The 17,593-nt window shown below is 39.4% G+C and carries 16 protein-coding genes and 2 riboswitches; of the genes, 8 read left to right on the forward strand and 8 right to left on the reverse strand.

Annotated features, from left to right (window positions below; translation table 11 throughout):
• Positions 1 to 3: 3 nt before the first annotated feature.
• From cobK to RCJ95_RS00250, 4 genes are read right to left on the reverse strand one after another with little or no spacing between them, the layout of a single operon-like run.
• Positions 4 to 765 carry a precorrin-6A reductase gene (cobK, locus tag RCJ95_RS00235; protein ID WP_221680212.1) on the reverse strand — a complete coding sequence of 254 codons (762 nt, stop codon included), beginning with the start codon at positions 763 to 765 and terminating at the stop codon, positions 4 to 6.
• On the reverse strand, positions 762 to 1,727 hold the full coding sequence (locus tag RCJ95_RS00240; RefSeq protein WP_446721771.1) for a sirohydrochlorin chelatase: 966 nt from the start codon (positions 1,725 to 1,727) through the stop codon (positions 762 to 764). Before RCJ95_RS00240 ends, cobK begins: the two co-directional genes overlap by 4 nt.
• 14 nt (positions 1,728 to 1,741) lie before the next feature.
• Positions 1,742 to 3,409 carry a precorrin-3B C(17)-methyltransferase gene (gene cobJ, locus RCJ95_RS00245; RefSeq protein ID WP_446721772.1) on the reverse strand — a complete coding sequence of 556 codons (1,668 nt, stop codon included), beginning with the start codon at positions 3,407 to 3,409 and terminating at the stop codon, positions 1,742 to 1,744.
• Positions 3,410 to 3,413: 4 nt separating this feature from the next.
• Positions 3,414 to 3,785, reverse strand: coding sequence for a (2Fe-2S) ferredoxin domain-containing protein (locus RCJ95_RS00250; RefSeq protein ID WP_274769501.1), 372 nt, complete (start codon positions 3,783 to 3,785; stop codon positions 3,414 to 3,416).
• A gap of 146 nt (positions 3,786 to 3,931) precedes the next feature.
• Positions 3,932 to 4,113: riboswitch (cobalamin riboswitch) on the reverse strand.
• A 250-nt stretch (positions 4,114 to 4,363) separates the two neighbouring features.
• Positions 4,364 to 4,548: riboswitch (cobalamin riboswitch) on the forward strand.
• Between the two features lie 149 nt (positions 4,549 to 4,697).
• On the opposite strand from RCJ95_RS00250, the gene RCJ95_RS00255 reads away from it, so the two are divergent.
• The 5 genes from RCJ95_RS00255 to RCJ95_RS00275 all read left to right on the forward strand — a co-directional run bounded on the left by RCJ95_RS00255 (position 4,698) and on the right by RCJ95_RS00275 (position 11,012).
• Positions 4,698 to 5,444 carry an energy-coupling factor ABC transporter permease gene (locus tag RCJ95_RS00255; RefSeq protein WP_004231293.1) on the forward strand — a complete coding sequence of 249 codons (747 nt, stop codon included), beginning with the start codon at positions 4,698 to 4,700 and terminating at the stop codon, positions 5,442 to 5,444.
• A gap of 3 nt (positions 5,445 to 5,447) precedes the next feature.
• Positions 5,448 to 5,720, forward strand: coding sequence for an energy-coupling factor ABC transporter substrate-binding protein (locus tag RCJ95_RS00260; protein WP_009370241.1), 273 nt, complete (start codon positions 5,448 to 5,450; stop codon positions 5,718 to 5,720).
• 5 nt (positions 5,721 to 5,725) lie between these two features.
• Positions 5,726 to 6,499 (forward strand): cobalt ECF transporter T component CbiQ, encoded by a 774-nt coding sequence (gene cbiQ / locus RCJ95_RS00265; RefSeq protein WP_320940172.1) that lies wholly within the window; start codon positions 5,726 to 5,728, stop codon positions 6,497 to 6,499.
• Positions 6,496 to 7,332: an energy-coupling factor ABC transporter ATP-binding protein gene (locus RCJ95_RS00270; RefSeq protein ID WP_274769506.1), complete on the forward strand. Its 837-nt coding sequence runs from the start codon at positions 6,496 to 6,498 to the stop codon at positions 7,330 to 7,332. The genes cbiQ and RCJ95_RS00270 overlap by 4 nt, the downstream gene beginning before the upstream one ends.
• A 179-nt stretch (positions 7,333 to 7,511) precedes the next feature.
• Positions 7,512 to 11,012, forward strand: a complete 3,501-nt coding sequence (locus RCJ95_RS00275) for a S8 family serine peptidase (RefSeq protein ID WP_446721773.1) — start codon at positions 7,512 to 7,514, stop codon at positions 11,010 to 11,012.
• Between the two features lie 100 nt (positions 11,013 to 11,112).
• Here RCJ95_RS00275 and RCJ95_RS00280 read toward each other — a convergent pair whose 3' ends face one another.
• Both RCJ95_RS00280 and RCJ95_RS00285 read right to left on the reverse strand, forming a co-directional pair.
• Positions 11,113 to 11,553: a GNAT family N-acetyltransferase gene (locus RCJ95_RS00280; protein ID WP_312129080.1), complete on the reverse strand. Its 441-nt coding sequence runs from the start codon at positions 11,551 to 11,553 to the stop codon at positions 11,113 to 11,115.
• A gap of 118 nt (positions 11,554 to 11,671) precedes the next feature.
• Complete coding sequence (locus RCJ95_RS00285) at positions 11,672 to 12,760, reverse strand: glycosyltransferase (protein ID WP_312129079.1); 1,089 nt, start codon at positions 12,758 to 12,760, stop codon at positions 11,672 to 11,674.
• A gap of 258 nt (positions 12,761 to 13,018) precedes the next feature.
• Here RCJ95_RS00285 and RCJ95_RS00290 point away from each other — a divergent pair, with 258 nt between their 5' ends.
• The 3 genes from RCJ95_RS00290 to RCJ95_RS00300 are packed head-to-tail and all read left to right on the forward strand — an operon-like array spanning position 13,019 to position 15,528.
• Positions 13,019 to 13,618: a glycosyltransferase family 2 protein gene (locus RCJ95_RS00290; RefSeq protein ID WP_016993848.1), complete on the forward strand. Its 600-nt coding sequence runs from the start codon at positions 13,019 to 13,021 to the stop codon at positions 13,616 to 13,618.
• A gap of 30 nt (positions 13,619 to 13,648) precedes the next feature.
• Positions 13,649 to 14,677: a polysaccharide biosynthesis protein gene (locus tag RCJ95_RS00295; RefSeq protein ID WP_446721774.1), complete on the forward strand. Its 1,029-nt coding sequence runs from the start codon at positions 13,649 to 13,651 to the stop codon at positions 14,675 to 14,677.
• A complete protein-coding gene (locus RCJ95_RS00300) occupies positions 14,674 to 15,528 on the forward strand; it encodes an SDR family oxidoreductase (protein WP_446721775.1) in 855 nt (284 codons plus the stop codon). Before RCJ95_RS00295 ends, RCJ95_RS00300 begins: the two co-directional genes overlap by 4 nt.
• Before the next feature lie 47 nt (positions 15,529 to 15,575).
• Here the strand turns inward: RCJ95_RS00300 and RCJ95_RS00305 are convergent, their stop codons facing one another.
• Positions 15,576 to 16,328: an alpha/beta fold hydrolase gene (locus RCJ95_RS00305; protein ID WP_112118346.1), complete on the reverse strand. Its 753-nt coding sequence runs from the start codon at positions 16,326 to 16,328 to the stop codon at positions 15,576 to 15,578.
• A 24-nt stretch (positions 16,329 to 16,352) separates the two neighbouring features.
• Complete coding sequence (locus RCJ95_RS00310) at positions 16,353 to 17,591, reverse strand: DNA polymerase IV (protein WP_004231271.1); 1,239 nt, start codon at positions 17,589 to 17,591, stop codon at positions 16,353 to 16,355.
• Between the last annotated feature and the right edge of the window lie 2 nt (positions 17,592 to 17,593).

Raw genomic sequence — 17,593 nt, forward strand, 5'->3', positions numbered from 1 at the left:
CTCCTAAATTGTATGTTCAACAGCCTGTAATACTTCTTCAAATGTTGAATATTGTTGGCCGTATTGTATATTTGGTCGTGCAATAAGAATCGTTTCAATCTGGCATGCGAGAGCTGCCTCTAGCTTCTCATCAACTGAGCCCACTTTACCGCTTTCTTTGGTAATCATCAACGTCACTCCGTATTGACGAAATAGAGCTTCATTTAATTCCTTTGAAAACGGACCTTGAATAGCCACAATATCTCGCTGCGCCACGCCAAGTGCCTCACACTTTTCCATATTATCCAGTCGTGGAAGCATACGAGCGATTACTCTTGTGTTTTCTAAGCCCTGTAAAACCTTCGTAAATGTAGCGAGTGTTTTACTTCCTGTCGTTAGCATAATGACACCGCGTTTTTCTGCAGCTAGCTGAGCTGCCTCCTCATAATCCTTTACAACAGTAATCAAAGGATGGGCATAATGTTCATGAGCTCTTTCATAGCGAATATAAGGAATCTTTGCCTGCTCTGCCGCTGCCATCGCATTTTTAGAGGCTTCCTCCGCAAATGGATGAGAAGCATCTACCACCAATCGATAGCCCTGCTCGGTCATGATGGTCGCCATTTCCTCAGCGGTCAGTCTACCGATTAAATGTGGCAGGCCAACGTCAGCAAGACTAGAGGCTGCCGATTCAGTGACGACCGTAGCGGTTACTGCATAACCTGCACGTTGTAATGCTAGGGCTAGATCCCTTGCATCACTTGTCCCTGCTAACATGAAAATCATTTTACCGGCTCCTCTTCATGATGATGGTCATGGTCATGATCGTGATGGTCATGATGGTGATCGTGATGATGCGCATGTCCATGATCGTGATCGTGATGGTGATGGTGATGCGCATGTCCATGATCGTGATCATGATGGTGATGATGATGTGCATGTCCATGTACTGCCGCATAGGCACGATAATCTTCTAGATCTTGCATACCTGTTGATGTACCGTTGATTGCCTGTTCAATACGCTCTAATAAAACATTTTGTAAACGCTCATGGTAGCCAAAATAGTTAGCAATTTGTATATCACAATCTGGATAAAGTTCAGTAAACTTCTCACACATACCATGCATGCGTTCCATCAAAATGCCTGTGAATAAAAAGTATGGTAACATGATGATTTTTTTTGCACCTAGTTTGACACAACGTTCAATTCCTTCTTCAACTCGTGGATCTGTGACACCCATAAAAGCACTTTCTACGTATTTTACAGGTAGTTTTTCCCATAGAAGTCGCGTGATCTTATAAAAATCACCATTAGCAGATGGATCACTGCCACCTCGTGCAATCAATAAAATCGCTGTTTCTTCCTGCTCTTGTTCTGAATTAAAGCCAATTTCAGCTAGGCGATCTTGTAAAATGGCAAAGATTTCATCATGAATACCAATTGTTTGACCATATGTGAAGGTAATTGTTGGATAATGCTCACGCGCATGCTCGATTTCCGCTGGAATATGCAGTTTTGAATGGCCTGCATGCAGTAAAATGATTGGAATTACATGTACCTCTGTAGCTCCCTTTTTCACACAGTTTGTAATACCTTCTTCGATGTTCGGTGAAGCAAATTCAAGGAAACAAGTTTCCACTAAAAATTGTTCATCAATACGCGGTGTCATTTGTTCGATAAATGTACGAACCTCATCATTTCCTGCTGCTAAACGGCTCCCATGGCCGACAAATAAAATAGCTTTCATCTCTCTACTCCTTACTAGTCGCCGCACGGAGCTGGCTCTACTTTTATTTTGGAAGACATATCTTGATACGTAAAATGCAGTATCTTTTTCACACGTTTAAAATATTTAAATAAGCGTTCATTTGGATGAGCATTTGCTTTATATTCTTCAATAATATCTGTAATGAGTGGAATCAGCTGCTCAGGCTCCAGCCCTTCTACAACAGGCTGTGCTGCGTGAGCCGTACGACCGACTGGTTTTGCTCCAATAAAGACATCAAATTTACTTTTGCGGTAGACGATGCCAATATCATCAAATACAGCCCGATAACAGGCCATACCACAGCCATTAAAGCCGATATTTAATGTCTTCGGTAAGGACATACCGCCTAGTTTTTCTTGTAATTCCTCTGCATATGGTATCGAATCAGCCTTTTCACCGTAGCAAAAATCACAAGCCTTCAATGATAACACATCACCAATCGGGGTTAATAAAAATCCTACTTCCTGTAATTTCTCTGTGATCTGTTCAGGGGCAGTCGTTGGTATTTTCAAATGAATTTGATGATCTGGTGTGTATTCCATCGTCCCCTCCTCCCCAACAACCTCTGCTAAAGTCATCATTTGCTGGGGAGTAAAAAATTTATTGGCTACTCCAGGGCTTACTGCTAGTTCAAATATAGATTCTATTTTTTGCTGTACAAGCTTCGGTGTTACTTTGACTGCGCTTGTCCCTTTTACCATTGCGAGTGCCACTGTAGCCATTTCAAGAGCTGTTTTTTTCGGCTTTGACGTAGCGGCTATACTGGGCTTGTTAAATCGTCCCGCATTAGGGTCAGCCGTAAAGTCATTTCGCGCTGTTCCTGTCTCTTGGTTCATTGCCCAAGGTTCATTTTCTTCGCGTAAACGTTGATGAGGACGTAATGGCTGTTTTTCTTCACCTAGGGTATATTTACGTTGGTAACCGCGTGGCGTGATCATCTTATTGTCATAGAAAAATGTTGATGAATTCCCGATAATAACTGTTGTCAGCATACCAATATCATGTTCTAGCATTTCTACTAGTGTTGTCATGGTCACTTCTTGACGTTCTCGATAGGCACTTTTCACAAGCCCTACTGGTGTGTCTGGCGAACGATATTCTAAGAGAATTCGCTGAGCCTCGACAATTTGTCTTGTTCGACGACCACTTTTAGGATTGTATAAAGCAATGACAAAGTCTGCCATTGCAGCTGCCTCGACACGCTTTGCAATTAAATTCCAAGGTGTTAGATGATCACTCAAGCTGATTGTACAAGCATCGTGCATAATGGGTGCACCAAGTATGCTAGCGCATGAATTAATCGCAGAAATCCCAGGAACAATTTCTACTTCAATTCCTGTTGCTTCTGTCCAGCCTAGCTCAATTAACACCTCATATACTAATCCCGCCATACCATAGACGCCTGCATCACCACTCGAAATCACCGAGACGATGCTCCCTGCTTCTGCTTGACGAACGGCTTCCTGTGCACGCGACACTTCTTCTGTCATGCCTGTACTAACAATCGATTTTGCACTTACTAAATCTTGAATCAGCTCTACATAGGTTTTGTAGCCTATAATCATATCACTTTGTTGTAATGCCTCTACTGCACGTGTCGTAATATGCTTAAAATCTCCAGGTCCAAAGCCTACTACGAAAATTTTTCCTTTTTGCGCCATGTTGTTACCCCTCTTTCACCTTTTCGATCCCTTTAATGGCAGTTGTTTGAGCAGTACGCTGTAATGTACCTTCATGAAGTGTAAAGACATGTTCGTTGTATAAGGATTCATGATATAAATCTTGTACTAGTGTTCTAGCATGCTCTGTTGATGGCACACGATACCAGTTTCCTTGGGGGTAGGCAATTACCACACAAGCATCCTTGCATCGTCCATTACAGCGCGTTCTTGTCGTATGTATTTCTTGATCGAGTGCTTGCCGCTGTATCTCATCTCGAATGGCTAAGGTAATTTCCTCCCCATCCTTTTTCATGCAGCTACTGCCATTGCAAATAAAGAGATGTGTTTTCATCCCCTCTAAATTCCAAGTTGTCATCTTCTGTCTCCCCTCATTTGCTTTTTGGAAAAAGAAAAACCTTTACTCTATAACGAAGAGTAAAGGTTTTGTAGAAGCCAAATAAAAACGAATAGCATGAAATACAGGTACTCGCTTTCGCTTCAACTTCTCCCTCCGAAAAGTTTGCATGCACAATCAAATAAGCAGGTTTCCTGACTTAAGCTTCATTTTACTATCGCACCTTCCCAAGTTTGCACCAGTGGCTTTGCGATTTCATCAGCTATTACAGTAGCGGGGGCTGTATTGGATTTTCACCAATTTCCCTATTATCTCGAGCTATTCGAGCACTTATTGACGTTTTATATGAAATTTTTATTAGAATTTTAAATAGAAAACTGTCTTTATCATATCTTATTTTTTTAAAATTTCAATATTTCTTTAAAAATTTATGACAAATTTATCAATTTTGAATGGAACTAGGTATGAAATTTATACAATCTATATAATTTGCCCATAAATCGTTATCAGAATATTCGCCATTGACCTTTAATTATAAAAATTTATAAAAGGTATAGCATATTTATGGAAATTCATGTTACACTTTGTCGTGAAATCTCACAATTTGAATGTTTTTCGGTGCAAAGTGCTTGTCATTTTGCTTAAAAGGGAAGCCGGTTTGAGTCCGGCGCGGTCCCGCCACTGTAATAGGGAGCTTTATAGAATATGTCACTGTCCAACGGATGGGAAGACCTATAAAGCATTGAACTAGAGCCAGGAGACCTGCCGAAAAATAAGTGATCGTTTCAGCCTACGAGGATAGGTGTGCGGCTTAGCAGATGAGAATGTTATTTGCTTTTTTAGCTATGCACTTTTCCACCAGTGGAGAAGTGCTTTTTTTAATTACGCACGCAATCTTCTAAAAATCTACTAATTAGTTAGGAGGAAAGCTTTTTGAAATTTTCATGGTGGAAACTTAGTTATTTTTTACTGGCCTTTTTAATCGTGCCAAAACGTGCCTTTGCCATGCATATCATGGAAGGTTTTTTACCAATCGAATGGGCTATTTTTTGGTGGGTCATCTCTATTCCATTTATCATTCTAGGATTGCGTTCTATTCGAAAAACCGTTGATGAAAATCCTGAAACAAAAATGCTTTTGGGGCTTTCAGGAGCCTTTGCCTTTGTGCTATCCGCCTTAAAAATCCCTTCTGTTACAGGTAGCTGCTCTCACCCAACTGGTGTAGGACTTGGGACAGTACTCTTTGGCCCTCTAGCAATGAGTGTAATTGGAACAATCGTTTTATTATTTCAATCTTTATTATTAGCTCATGGAGGAATTACAACTTTAGGGGCTAATGCCTTTTCTATGGCTATTGTTGGTCCTTTTATTGCTTACTTTGTCTTTAAAGGTGCTCAAAAAGTAGGCTTGTCATTTTCACTAGCCGTATTCTTTGCAGCTATGCTTGGTGATTTAGGTACATACATTGTGACTTCTGTACAACTAGCACTAGCCTTTCCTTCAGAGGTTGGAGGCTTTATGGCATCCTTTACAAAGTTTGCAGGTATTTTTGCCTTAACTCAAATTCCTTTAGCAGTGAGTGAAGGAATTTTAACGGTCATAGTGATGAATTTCTTGAAAAAATACAATATTAGCGAACTAAAAACTTTACGTGTTTTCTCAACAAAGGAGGCACATTAACAGATGAAAAAAAATTTATTGTTATTAGCAATTGTTGTGTTATTAGCCATCATTCCCTTGTTCATACAAAAAGGTGCTGAATTTGGTGGTGCTGATGGAGAAGCAGAAGCAGCTATTGGTGAAATCAATGCGGAATATGAGCCATGGTTTGAAAGTCTATGGGAGCCACCAAGTGGTGAAATCGAAAGCTTATTATTCGTGCTACAGGCAGCTATAGGAGCTGGCTTTATTGGCTACTTCATCGGCTATATGCGTGGCAAACACAAAGAAGGTTAACCATTATGTTACTCATTGATAAGTATGCCTATCTGAATAAGCTAGCGTCCGTTCATCCGCTAGAAAAAATGATATTTTCACTTGGATTACTTCTCATAACGCTCATCATGAGAGATGAACGACTTTCACTCATTACATTTTTTGTAATGAGTGCTTTTATCATTTTAGGTGCCAAAATTCCGCTTACATACTATGGCAAACTATTATTGCTACCTGGCTTTTTCTTATTAACAAGTCTTGTATCTATTTTACTTTCTTTTACATCATCAACGAATACACTCCCTGCCCATATTTGGTCGTTTACATGGAGGAATTGGACTGTTTTTATTGGGAACGCAAGTGTGTTATCAGCGCAACAGCTGTTCTTTATTGTCCTTGGCAGCATTAGTTGTTTATACTTTTTAATTCTAACTACTTCCGTACAAGGAATATGTTATGTGCTACGACAATGGCGACTCCCCTCTTTATTAGTGGAGCTCGTCGAACTAACCTATCGTTTTATTTTTATGTTTTTAGAAAGTATGCAAAATATACATCTCGCCCAGCAAGCACGTCTCGGCTATCATTCACCGATGCAATGGCTACGCTCTGTCTCCATGCTTATTGTGGCATTATTTGTGGAAATGTTTCAACGTAGCCGGGAGCTCAACAACGCCATGCAATCACGTGGAGGCGAGGCTGTCTACTGGCAAGAGATGGGCTCTTATAGCAAGAAAAATTGGCTAGGCATGGCAGCAATTTTACTAGTCCTCATCGTATACGGAGGGTATTTCACATGACAACGTTTTATTTTAAACTCAACCAATTATCTTATGCCTATGCGGATGGTACGAAGGCGTTATCAGATATTACATTAAACATTCCAAAAGGTAAAAAAATCGCCATACTCGGGCATAATGGCGCGGGAAAATCAACCTTATTTCAGCATCTTAATGGTATTTTAAAACCTACAGCTGGGTCGATTTTATTCGAAGGCCACGGTCTGGAATATAATCGAAAAGCTTTAAAGACCCTACGCCAAAAAGTCGGCATTGTTTTTCAGAATGCAGATCATCAGCTTTTTTCAGGGACCGTCAAGCAAGATATAGCATTTGGCCCATTAAATCTCGGCTGGTCTACTGAAAAAACGGAAGAAAAAATAGCTTGGGCCGTTGCGCAAACCGAAGTGGAAGATTTGCTTGATAAACCCATTCATTTTTTAAGCGTAGGTCAGAAAAAACGTGTAGCAATGGCAGGTGTTTTAGCAATGGAGCCCTCTGTCCTTTTGTTAGACGAACCAACAGCAGGTCTTGATAATTATTATGCTACACAAGTATTACAATACTTAGCCAAATTAGAGGATGGTGAGAGAACCATTTTACTAGCAACCCATGACATACCTCTCGCTTATGAATGGGCCGATCTAATCATTGTTATGGAGGCTGGAAAAATCATTTACAACGGTGATCCAATCACCTTGTTTTATGAAGACGAATTGTTACATCGCGCGCATCTTGAACGTCCATGGATTTTTGAAATGGTCATAGCTTTGCAAAAAAAGAAGCTATTGCAGGAAAATATCAAAATCCCTCGTTCCAAGCAGGAGTTACAACAATTAATAGAACAGATTTAAAGCTTTTAACAATGCTAGGTATACGAAAAACAAGCCGTGTTTAGCTGTCCGTTTTTTCGTTATACCTACCAAAAATTAAAATAGCAAAGAAAAATTTTCCTCCATTACGAAACTTTTCTAATCTTTGTCCGTATTAATATAGTCGAGACTTAATTTATAACACCAAGGAGAGATAACAATTGAAAAGTTGGTATAAAAAATCAGTCGCTGTTGTAGCATCCGCTGCACTCATGGTTCCTGCTGCTTCTGCCTTTGCTGAGGCACCACAGCATAAAGCGAAAAACATGCTGGCAAACAGTGCAAAACAAACAGAGAAGAATGAAGAAAAATGGATGAGTAAGGATACAATTGTTATCAAGCATTCAGGTCTTGATAAAAACGTACATAAAAAAATTGGCTCCAAGGTCATCCGCTCCATTCCTTCATTAGGTTATGATGTTGTACAACTAAATAAAGGCGTATCAATCGAAAAAGCCGTCTCTTACTATTTAAAGCAAAACGGGATATCTAGTGTGTCTCCTAGCTACGTCTATCATTCTTTCAATAATGAAGCTGATCCTAAGAAACAAGAGATGTATCATTTAAACCTACTGCAAATGGATAAGGCACTAGAATTAGCAGGCAACCATGATGTCACAGTTGCTGTCATTGATTCTGGTGTAGATTTTAAACACCCCGATCTAAAGTCACAAGTACTCCCACCCTATAATGCAGCAGCACCTGCCAATACTACTTATTCAGGCGATCACGGAACACATGTGGCAGGTATTATCGCCGCAGCAAAAGATAATGGCGTAGGTGGGCACGGGGTTAATCCGAATGCAAAGTTACTGCCAATTGATGTATTTAACGGCAAAGAAGGTGCTAATGATTTCATTATTGCACAGGGTATTCTTTATGCAATTGAGCAGGGCGTTGACGTTATTAATATGAGTTTAGGAGGCTATGGTGAATCTCCCCTGATGAAGGAAGCCGTTCAGAAAGCGATTGATAGTGGTATTACAATTGTGGCAGCCGCAGGAAATGAATCGACAGATGAATATTCCTTCCCCGCTTCTTTCGAAGGTGTCATTAGTGTTGGTTCAACAAATGAACGCAACAAACTATCAAGCTACTCCAATTACGGCCCGTCTGTTGATATTGTTGCACCAGGTGAAGACATTTATAGTACCGTTCATGATGCGAAGAAAGGATCTTCTTTTGTCAAGTTTAGTGGAACATCCATGGCCTCTCCTGTCGTGGCAGGTATCGCCTCTCTTCTTAAATCAAAAAACCCATCTTTAAAACCGCATCAAATAGAAGCGATTTTAGAAATGACAGCACAAGATTTGGGCGAGAAAGGTTATGATCTTACTTATGGTCACGGATTAGTTGACCCTGTAGAAGCATTACAATTTGATTTAAATAAATTACCAAAGCATTATTCAGAGACAAAGGAAGATCGCATTCAAAACGCCAAGGTCCTTACTAAAAATAAGCTAAATACAGAACAAGGTACTTTTGAACAGCAAGACGAAAAGAAATGGTATAAAGTCGATCTTGAAGAAAATGAATATGCTCAATTGACATTAAAAGGCGCTGACAAATACGACTATGCCTTTGATTTATATTTCTACCCAAATAGCGGGATTGGTGATGTAGAGCCTATCCATGTCAACGATGTTCGCGTAGGAAAAAAAGAAGGTTATCTATTTAAAGCAGATCAAAAGGGAACGCTTGTCATTGGTGTCAAAGATCATAATGGAAGCTATAGTTTAAAAGGCAAATCTACTTACATTTTCACAGCACAAACGACGAAGGACTTACCAATTGATACAGTAGACAAGTCTACGATGGAGCCTATTAAAAAGTTCCCATATAGTACAGCAGGTAAAAACTATACATTACTGTCAAAAGATCAACAACAAGATCAAGATTACTTCACGTTCTCTGTCAAAAAACCGACGACGTTACAATTTGATCTATCGGGAATTCCAGGTGTCACTGCCTCTATGGAGCTTTATCTGAAAGATGACTTTAATCCTGTGCCACCAGAAGAAATCGATCAAGCTGAAAATGATGAAGGTGAAGAAGAAGAAGCCTATCCAATGCAGACCGCTTATGGTACTGCAAAAGGTGAACCGGTTCGTATGATTATCGATGCTGTTCCAGATCAAGAGTACGTTTTAAGTGTATCTAATGAAAGTAATAGCGAGTTTTCTATGGAGATGTTCTTTAGTGGCGGCATCGAAAAAGAAGAAACGATCAGTGAATCAATGATCCCTTACACATTAAAAGGTGAAGTAGTTTCCCTCCCACCTGATGAGGATGGTCTACCTGTAGATGAAGCCATGATCGAAGAAAATATCCCTGAGGGCCAATTACCACTTACAGAAAACAACATAAAAAAACGTAATGAAATTGACAGCTTGATGAGCATGTTAATGAATCCTACAGCTTCAGGCAATCTAGAAAATGTTGACCCTATCATTAAACAGGCAATCCGCTTTGAAATAGGCGAGGATCAAAAAGCTTATTTCCAAACAGATTATGACGAGGATTATTTCTTATTCAAAGCGAAGGAAGACGCTCTTTATAGCTTCAGCTTTATGAAAGGCATGAATCAAATGCCTGCAGGTACAGTATTTGAATATGATGAAAAAACAAAGGAATTAATTCCCGTTTCTTCCTTAACAAACGATCTTGGCATACTGGCGCTACTACTTGGTTCAGTTGGCAACGAGGACGATGCAAAGGTTATACCATTGAAAAAGGACAAAACCTACGTGGTAGCAGTTGTCAATGCTGGAGAACGATCTGCCGAGCCTTATACATTGAAAACAAAGAAAATAGGCGATATTCCAGCAGAGTACAATCCAAACAATCATGAGGAAGCAAAAGCGCTAAAAATTCAACCAGGTACTACTTATAAAGACCACCTGATTTATCAAGATGATGTAGATTATTATTACTATAAGCAACAAGGCAATGACGAGGTCATGAGTCTGCTTCTTTCTTCGGTTCCCTTTACAAATGAACAATTAGCTCAGCTACCTAAGGAACTACAAAAAGACTTAAAATTTGCAGGAGCTATCATCGAAGATACGAACGGCAATATGAAGATTGATGCCAAAGAAATGGAAACAGAAATTCCATTTGGACTAGGTGATAATATTCTTGAAATGTTACTTGGAATGATGGGTACAAACGATGTAAATACATCGTTTAAGGCGAAGAAGGATCGAGGTTATTTTATTCTAGTCAACAGCATGGGACTTGGCCAAGTATCGATTCAACCCTATTCATTAACATTGTTTGATCATAAGCTTGTGGATGAAGATGTGGATTCAAAATTAGTAAATGGAGTACCTAGCAAGCCATCTGTTCTTGTGAAAAAGGATGAGAAATGGGTTGCAACGCAATATTTAAATGCAGGTATACCATTTGGCGATAAAGACTATTTTGAATGGAATAACGACCAGAAACGCGAAGTCTTCTTCTCGCTTCAAACAGAAAAAGCGTTGGATGGTGTTATTCGAGTATTAGATGCAAATGGAAAAACCGTCAAAACATTCGATCTTTACGGAGTTGGAGACGCCGAGGTTGGTACTGTGGAGCTGGATGCGGGTAAATATTATATTGAAGTAAGTGAGTTTGATGGCAAAGCTAGCACACAACCCTATACACTTGAAATAAAATAGAAGAAATCAAACAAAATCCCTTAGATCATAACGATCTAAGGGATTTTTAGGGTATGAAAGAAGCATTCTCATCCAACGGTGAAACGCTCGCCAGTTCAGCTTACATAAAATATTTAACATAATTACAATATTCATCTTGTTTCATTTGTAGCTTTTCATAAAGCTTGCGGGCATTTACATTATCAGCCGCCGTTTGTAACGTGACATAGCGAGCAGTTTGTTGCTCACAATAATGAAATACCTTTTCCATCAATGCCTTGCCCACCCCTAGGCCTCTAGCATCTTCTGTTACATAAATATCATTTAAAATATAGGCACGCTGTAAAGCAATGGACGAAAATGTTGGATATAATTGTGTAAATCCAATCATCTTGTCATCCACCAGCGCGATAAAAATGACAGATTCTTTCAAGGCCAATCGTAATTGTAAAAATGCCTTGGCACTGCTTATATCTGACTCAATTCCATAAAATTGACGATATTCATCAAACAGTTTTGATAAGTCCTCTAGTTCATTCATTGTTGCTTGTAGTATTTCCATTCTAGTCTCCCCTTGTGTCTACCCATGATTGTCTAGCTTTATAAAACTAGTTTTTATTATATAGGAAATACTGGTATAAAGAAAAGAATACTCCTCTCAATCCAGAAAAGATTCACTTTTATTCACCTAAATAATTGGCAACCTTCTTGACGATCTGCCTCCAATTTAATTCCTTGCGGGCAAATGCTTGAAGCTGGACACAAGTATCTACCAACAATGGTTCCTGTGCTGCAACTTGTTGCAATGTCTGACTTATTGCCTCCCAATCATGTGTAGGATGGATTGTACCAAAACGCTGTTGTTGTGTAATATCAGCAGCACCATCCACATCTGTTGTCACGATATAGCAACCATTTTTAGCTGCCTCCGCAAACACATGGGCATAGCATTCGACTAAAGACGTTAAGCAAAAAATTTTAGCCTTGCGATACTCCTCCTCTAGCTTTACCTTATCAAAAATAGGTCCTACTATCGTCACTTGAGCGGCAAGTGGATGATTATCTAGCAATAGTCTCAGCTCTTCTTGAAATGAGACTGACATCGGCCCTACTAAACGAAGCTCCCAATCTGGCAGTTGTGCTGCTAAAAATGCCTTGACTGTCAAAATTGTTTGCTTCTCTGGTGCATCCAATCGCCCAACTGTTAGAATTCTATTTTCTTTCTCGTGAAACGGCACTGGCTCTGTGGGAAAATGTTCATAAAAACCATTGGGTATATGTTTAACATCTAATTGTGAAAAGTCTTTGATTACTGTTTGAATAGATATACATTCAGAGGTAAGGAGATCACAAAGCTGTAACAACTCTAAAAAATAGGGATAGGTTTTTAATCGATTTAGCCAAAATCGATTAACATCTAATTTCATATAAATTTTGCCATGTGGATTAAAGTGCTTATAGGTTTTCAAAATAGCTAAATAGGATGGATAGGGTCCAATAGCAAAGGCAATGTCGATGTCCCTTGCATGCTGGGCTAAATAGGCATTCATATTCGCCACATAATCATCTTCAAATGCTACAGACTCAAATTTCACAGTGGGAAAGACTTGTTGAAGAAGAGCTTCATTCATTTCTGTCGTGACAATAGTGACCTCATAGCCTAAATGTTCCCCCAGTAAAATAGGCACTAGACACAAATCTTTGAAAATATGGGCATCCGAAAGTTTGTAAGATTCCACGCTACAAATAAATGCTATCCTTTTTGTCATCGTATCCCTCTTTCTAAAAAAAGCGCTCTTGCTAGTTTATGAACTCTCTTGCTAAACGTGCTTATGTTAGTAAATTTTCGCCTTTCTTATGCCATATCTCTAGTAAACATAAAAATTCTATCTAAAAACGACTCTCTTAAAAACACCCTAAAATAAGCAATTGCCTACAGTAGCACTACGTCTACGCATATTGTATTAAAGGATCTACTCAGTCACATAGAACAACTCTACTAATGAACATAGAAATGGAGGGATCAGATGAAGATTAGTTTTTTATCACCTGCATTTAATAGCGAAGAATGGATCGTAACGATGCTTGATAGTATTCCTAAAGAATATGCCTATGAAATTATCGTGGTGGATGATGGCTCTACAGACAATACGCTAGCTATTTTACAGGATTATCAGAAAAACTGTGCGGCTTTAAAAATCATCGTGCACCCAACGAATTTAGGTGCAAGTGTTGCCTACAATCGATGCATTGCAGAAGCGACAGGAGATTATATAGCCATCATCGATAGTGATGACCACTATTTACCTGCTATTCGCAATGTACTTGCACAAGTGGATGGCACATTTGATATTTACTATTACAACATGATTATTAAGAATGGCTTTGCTTTTATTAAAGATGAATCCAACCGCTATTCCTTACCTGGGCAATTTAAGATCATCAGGAGAAGTTTAATTGGAGATGCGAAATTTACGATACGCAAAGATATTGCAGGAGATTGGGATTTTAATTGCGCCCTGATGGATAAAAATCCGACAAGTAAATATACTAACGAATTTGCTTATTGGTACAACTACCCTAGAGAGAACTCTGAATGTGACCTACATCAAAGAGGATTAAAATAATAGCATGCAGGAGGTGTAACGAACTATACAATGTTTACAGATAAAATATTATTGATTACTGGAGGCACGGGCTCTTTCGGGAACGCTGTATTGAAGCGATTCTTAAATACGGATATCAAGGAAATTCGGATTTTTTCAAGGGATGAAAAAAAGCAAGATGATATGCGGAAACACTATCAGCATACTAAAATCAAATTTTATATCGGAGATGTCCGCGATATCCAAAGCATTCACAATGCGATGTATAATGTTGACTATGTATTTCATGCCGCCGCTCTCAAGCAAGTTCCCTCCTGCGAATTTTTTCCCTTAGAAGCTGTGAAAACCAATATTTTAGGAACGGATCACGTACTAACAGCTGCCATTCAAGCTGGTGTTAAGAAAGTCATTTGCCTTTCAACAGATAAGGCCGCGTACCCCATCAATGCGATGGGTATATCCAAGGCAATGATGGAAAAAACGTTTATTGCGAAGTCACGAATGGTTGATCCTCACCATACCCTAATTTGTGGCACTAGATACGGCAATGTCATGGCTTCACGAGGCTCTGTTATCCCATTATTTATTGAACAAATAAAGGCTGGGAAACCTTTAACGATTACGGACCCTCATATGACACGTTTTATGATGAGCCTTGAGGAGGCGGTAGAATTGGTATTGTACGCATTCAAACATGCTCAAAACGGGGATATTATGGTGCAAAAATCACCTGCTGCCACAATAGAAAATTTAGCACAGGCTTTACTTGAGATCTTTCAAGCGAACAACGCCATGCAAATTATCGGAACACGGCACGGAGAAAAAATGTATGAAGTATTATGTACGAAGGAAGAAGCGGCAAAAGCTATTGATATGGGCCATTTCTATCGAATCCCAGCGGATAATCGGGATTTAAATTATGGAAAATATCTCGATGAGGGCTCTCCAAAAATTACATTAACGGATGAATATAACTCGAACAATACCCCACAATTAAGTGTGGCTGACATTAAAGTAAAGCTATTAACATTGCCTCTTATACAAGAAGAGCTCCTTCATTGGACAGGAGGAAAACCATGAAATTTTTAGTGCTCGGTGCTACAGGCATGGCTGGTCATACCATTGCGATCTATTTATGCGAACAAGGGCATGATGTAACAACATACTCTCGCACCCCTTTTCCCTATGGCAATAATCGAACAGGTGATGTGACAGACTCCCATTTCTTAAGGTCGCTACTACTAGACAATGAGGTAGATGTCGTCATTAATTGTATTGGTGTTTTAAACAATGCTTGTGAGGCTCATCCTGCCCAAAGTGTTTTACTGAATAGCTATTTACCGCATGCCATTGTATCTCTCCTTGAAAATCGTCACACAAAGCTTATTCATCTAAGTACCGACTGCGTATTTTCAGGCAAAAGTGCTCCCTACAATGAAAATAGTGTACTAGACGGGGAAACCTTTTATGACCGCACCAAAGGTATAGGGGAAGTGAATAACGACAAGCACCTAACATTTCGTAATTCTATAATTGGTCCTGATTTGAAAAAGGATGGCATCGGACTCTTCAATTGGTTTATGCAACAAAAAAGTCCCGTCTATGGCTATTCGGGTGCTATTTGGACGGGAGTGACAACACTTACTTTGGCTAAAGCCATTGAACGTGCTGCACAACAAGATTTAACAGGACTCTATCATCTCGTCAATACGACAAATATTTCTAAACACGATCTACTGCATCTATTTAATAAGCACTTTCTTAACAACAGTATAAAAATTCTTCCTCATCACCTTGTCCATGTCAATAAAACATTAATAAATACAAGAAATGACTTTTCATTTATTGTCCCTAGCTACGAGGAAATGATGATAGAGATGAAGGAATGGATATTGCAGCATAAAGATTTATATCCTCACTATTTTCAATGATCCATACATCAACTCCATTATGGATGACGATTCGTAATGGGGTTTCCCTACCGAATAACTGTCCCCTCAGGTAATTGACCATCCTTAATCCAATTCTCTACAAAGCGATTAAAAAATGCAGGCTGGGCTAATGAGACGCCGTGACCGATGTTCTTCAATAACACACCCTTGCTATTTGGATGACTTCGCACAAGTGCTTTAGCGGATTTTCTCATGTTGCTTTTCTCTTTTTCTCCCACAGTTATTAGGATCTTTCCCTGAGCTTTGTTAAAGTCAGCTGGGATGGAAAACGACATATTTTCTCGCAAAATTTGAATCAATGTATCTACTTTCATCGTGGCACTCTCTTGATAGTAACGCTCAAAATAATCTTCTTGAATGTACAGGGCTTTTGCTTGAAGTTTCGCAAATGTTTTATTTTTTATAAGCGGAAATGACAGCCGAATAAACGGTTGAAGCATCCTTTCTACTGTAGGAGAGGGTATCACGAGCGCACTATTGATGATCGTAAAATCGATTAAACTAGGCTGTAGACTTAGCATTTGAATAGCGATTTGCGCTCCTAAAGAGAAACCAATTACTATAACAGGCTTCCCATTGGCTTTTTTCTCAATAAGGAGAAGAAGCTCTTTCGCACTTTGTTCAATGGAAAATGGATTGTGTGTCATTAGCTCAGGTATAACACAGTGATAATGGGAAAAATGGTGAACTTGCTGATCCCACATCCACCCTCCAACGCCCCCTCCATGAATAAACATCATGAAAGGATTGTTAGCATCCCCATACTCCTTGTATTGCATAGATACACCTACTTTCATTCTATCTCATTCATGGTCATCTAAAAAATCTTTACTAAAGCTCGTTTGTGATTGATAGGAGGAACGTTTTCCTAAATCTACACCACGTTTTATAATCCCCTTGCCAAACCGTCCCTCAATTTCATCGACAAGCTTGAGAATCGGTTCATCTTTCGCATGCTCTTGAAAATCAAATATCGATAATTGCTGTGAATAATCTTTACGATCCACCACATTGGAAACCGTTACACCAAGTAATCTTACAGGAGATTCATCCCAATGCTTATCAAATAAAGTACAAGCAATGTCGTAAATTTCTTCATAACGATACAGGACATTGGACATTGTTTTCGAACGCGTATGATTATGCCAATCAGCGTCACGAATTTGAATGCTTACAGTGGAACCTGCTAAGCGCTTGGCATCAAGACGCTCCACCACTTTTTTACATAGACCTTCGATTGTTTTATGAAGTGTACGAACATCTGTTACATCTTCTGGTAATGTTGTTGAATTCCCAACGCTTTTCGTATCAAAGATTGCCTCAGGATCGACCATGCGCTGATCCACCCCATTGGCCCTTGCTCGAAGCCGTACCCCATTCTTCCCTAAAATTTGCTTCATTTTAAATTCTTCTGTCTTAGCTAAATCACCTATTGTAAAGATGCCTTGTGCATTTAATTTTTTAGCAGTACTTGCTCCAATCCCATGCATGTTGACAACCTCACGATGCCATAATTGCTGTTCAATATCCCGTATTCGTAGTACGGTAATCCCCATTGGTTTCTTCATATCAGAGGCTGTTTTCGCTAAAAATTTATTCGGTGCAATACCGATGGAACAAGGTAAATCCAGCTCAGCTAAAATGCGCGCTTGTATTTCCTGGGCAATACTTAAGGCATGCCGTTCCTTGCTTAGCTCAGTCACATCCAAGTAGCCCTCATCAATCGAAACAGGCTCTACTAATGGTGTATAGCTTCGAAGAATGGTGAACATTTCTTTAGATGCATGACGATACTTTTGAAAATCTGGAGGTAATAACAATAGCTCAGGACATTTACGCTTTGCTTCATGAACAGTCATAGTTGTATAAATGCCTAGCGCTCTTGCTTCATATGAACAAGTTACTAAAATGCCACGCCGTTCCTTTGGGTTCCCTGCAATTGCGATAGGCTTCCCCTTTAAACTTGGGTCATGTGCTTGCTCCACAGAAGCATAGAAACTGTTCATATCCACATGCAAAATAACACGCCCTTTATGTGCCATGT

It is taken from the genome of Lysinibacillus sp. BSL11, assembly GCF_052928325.1.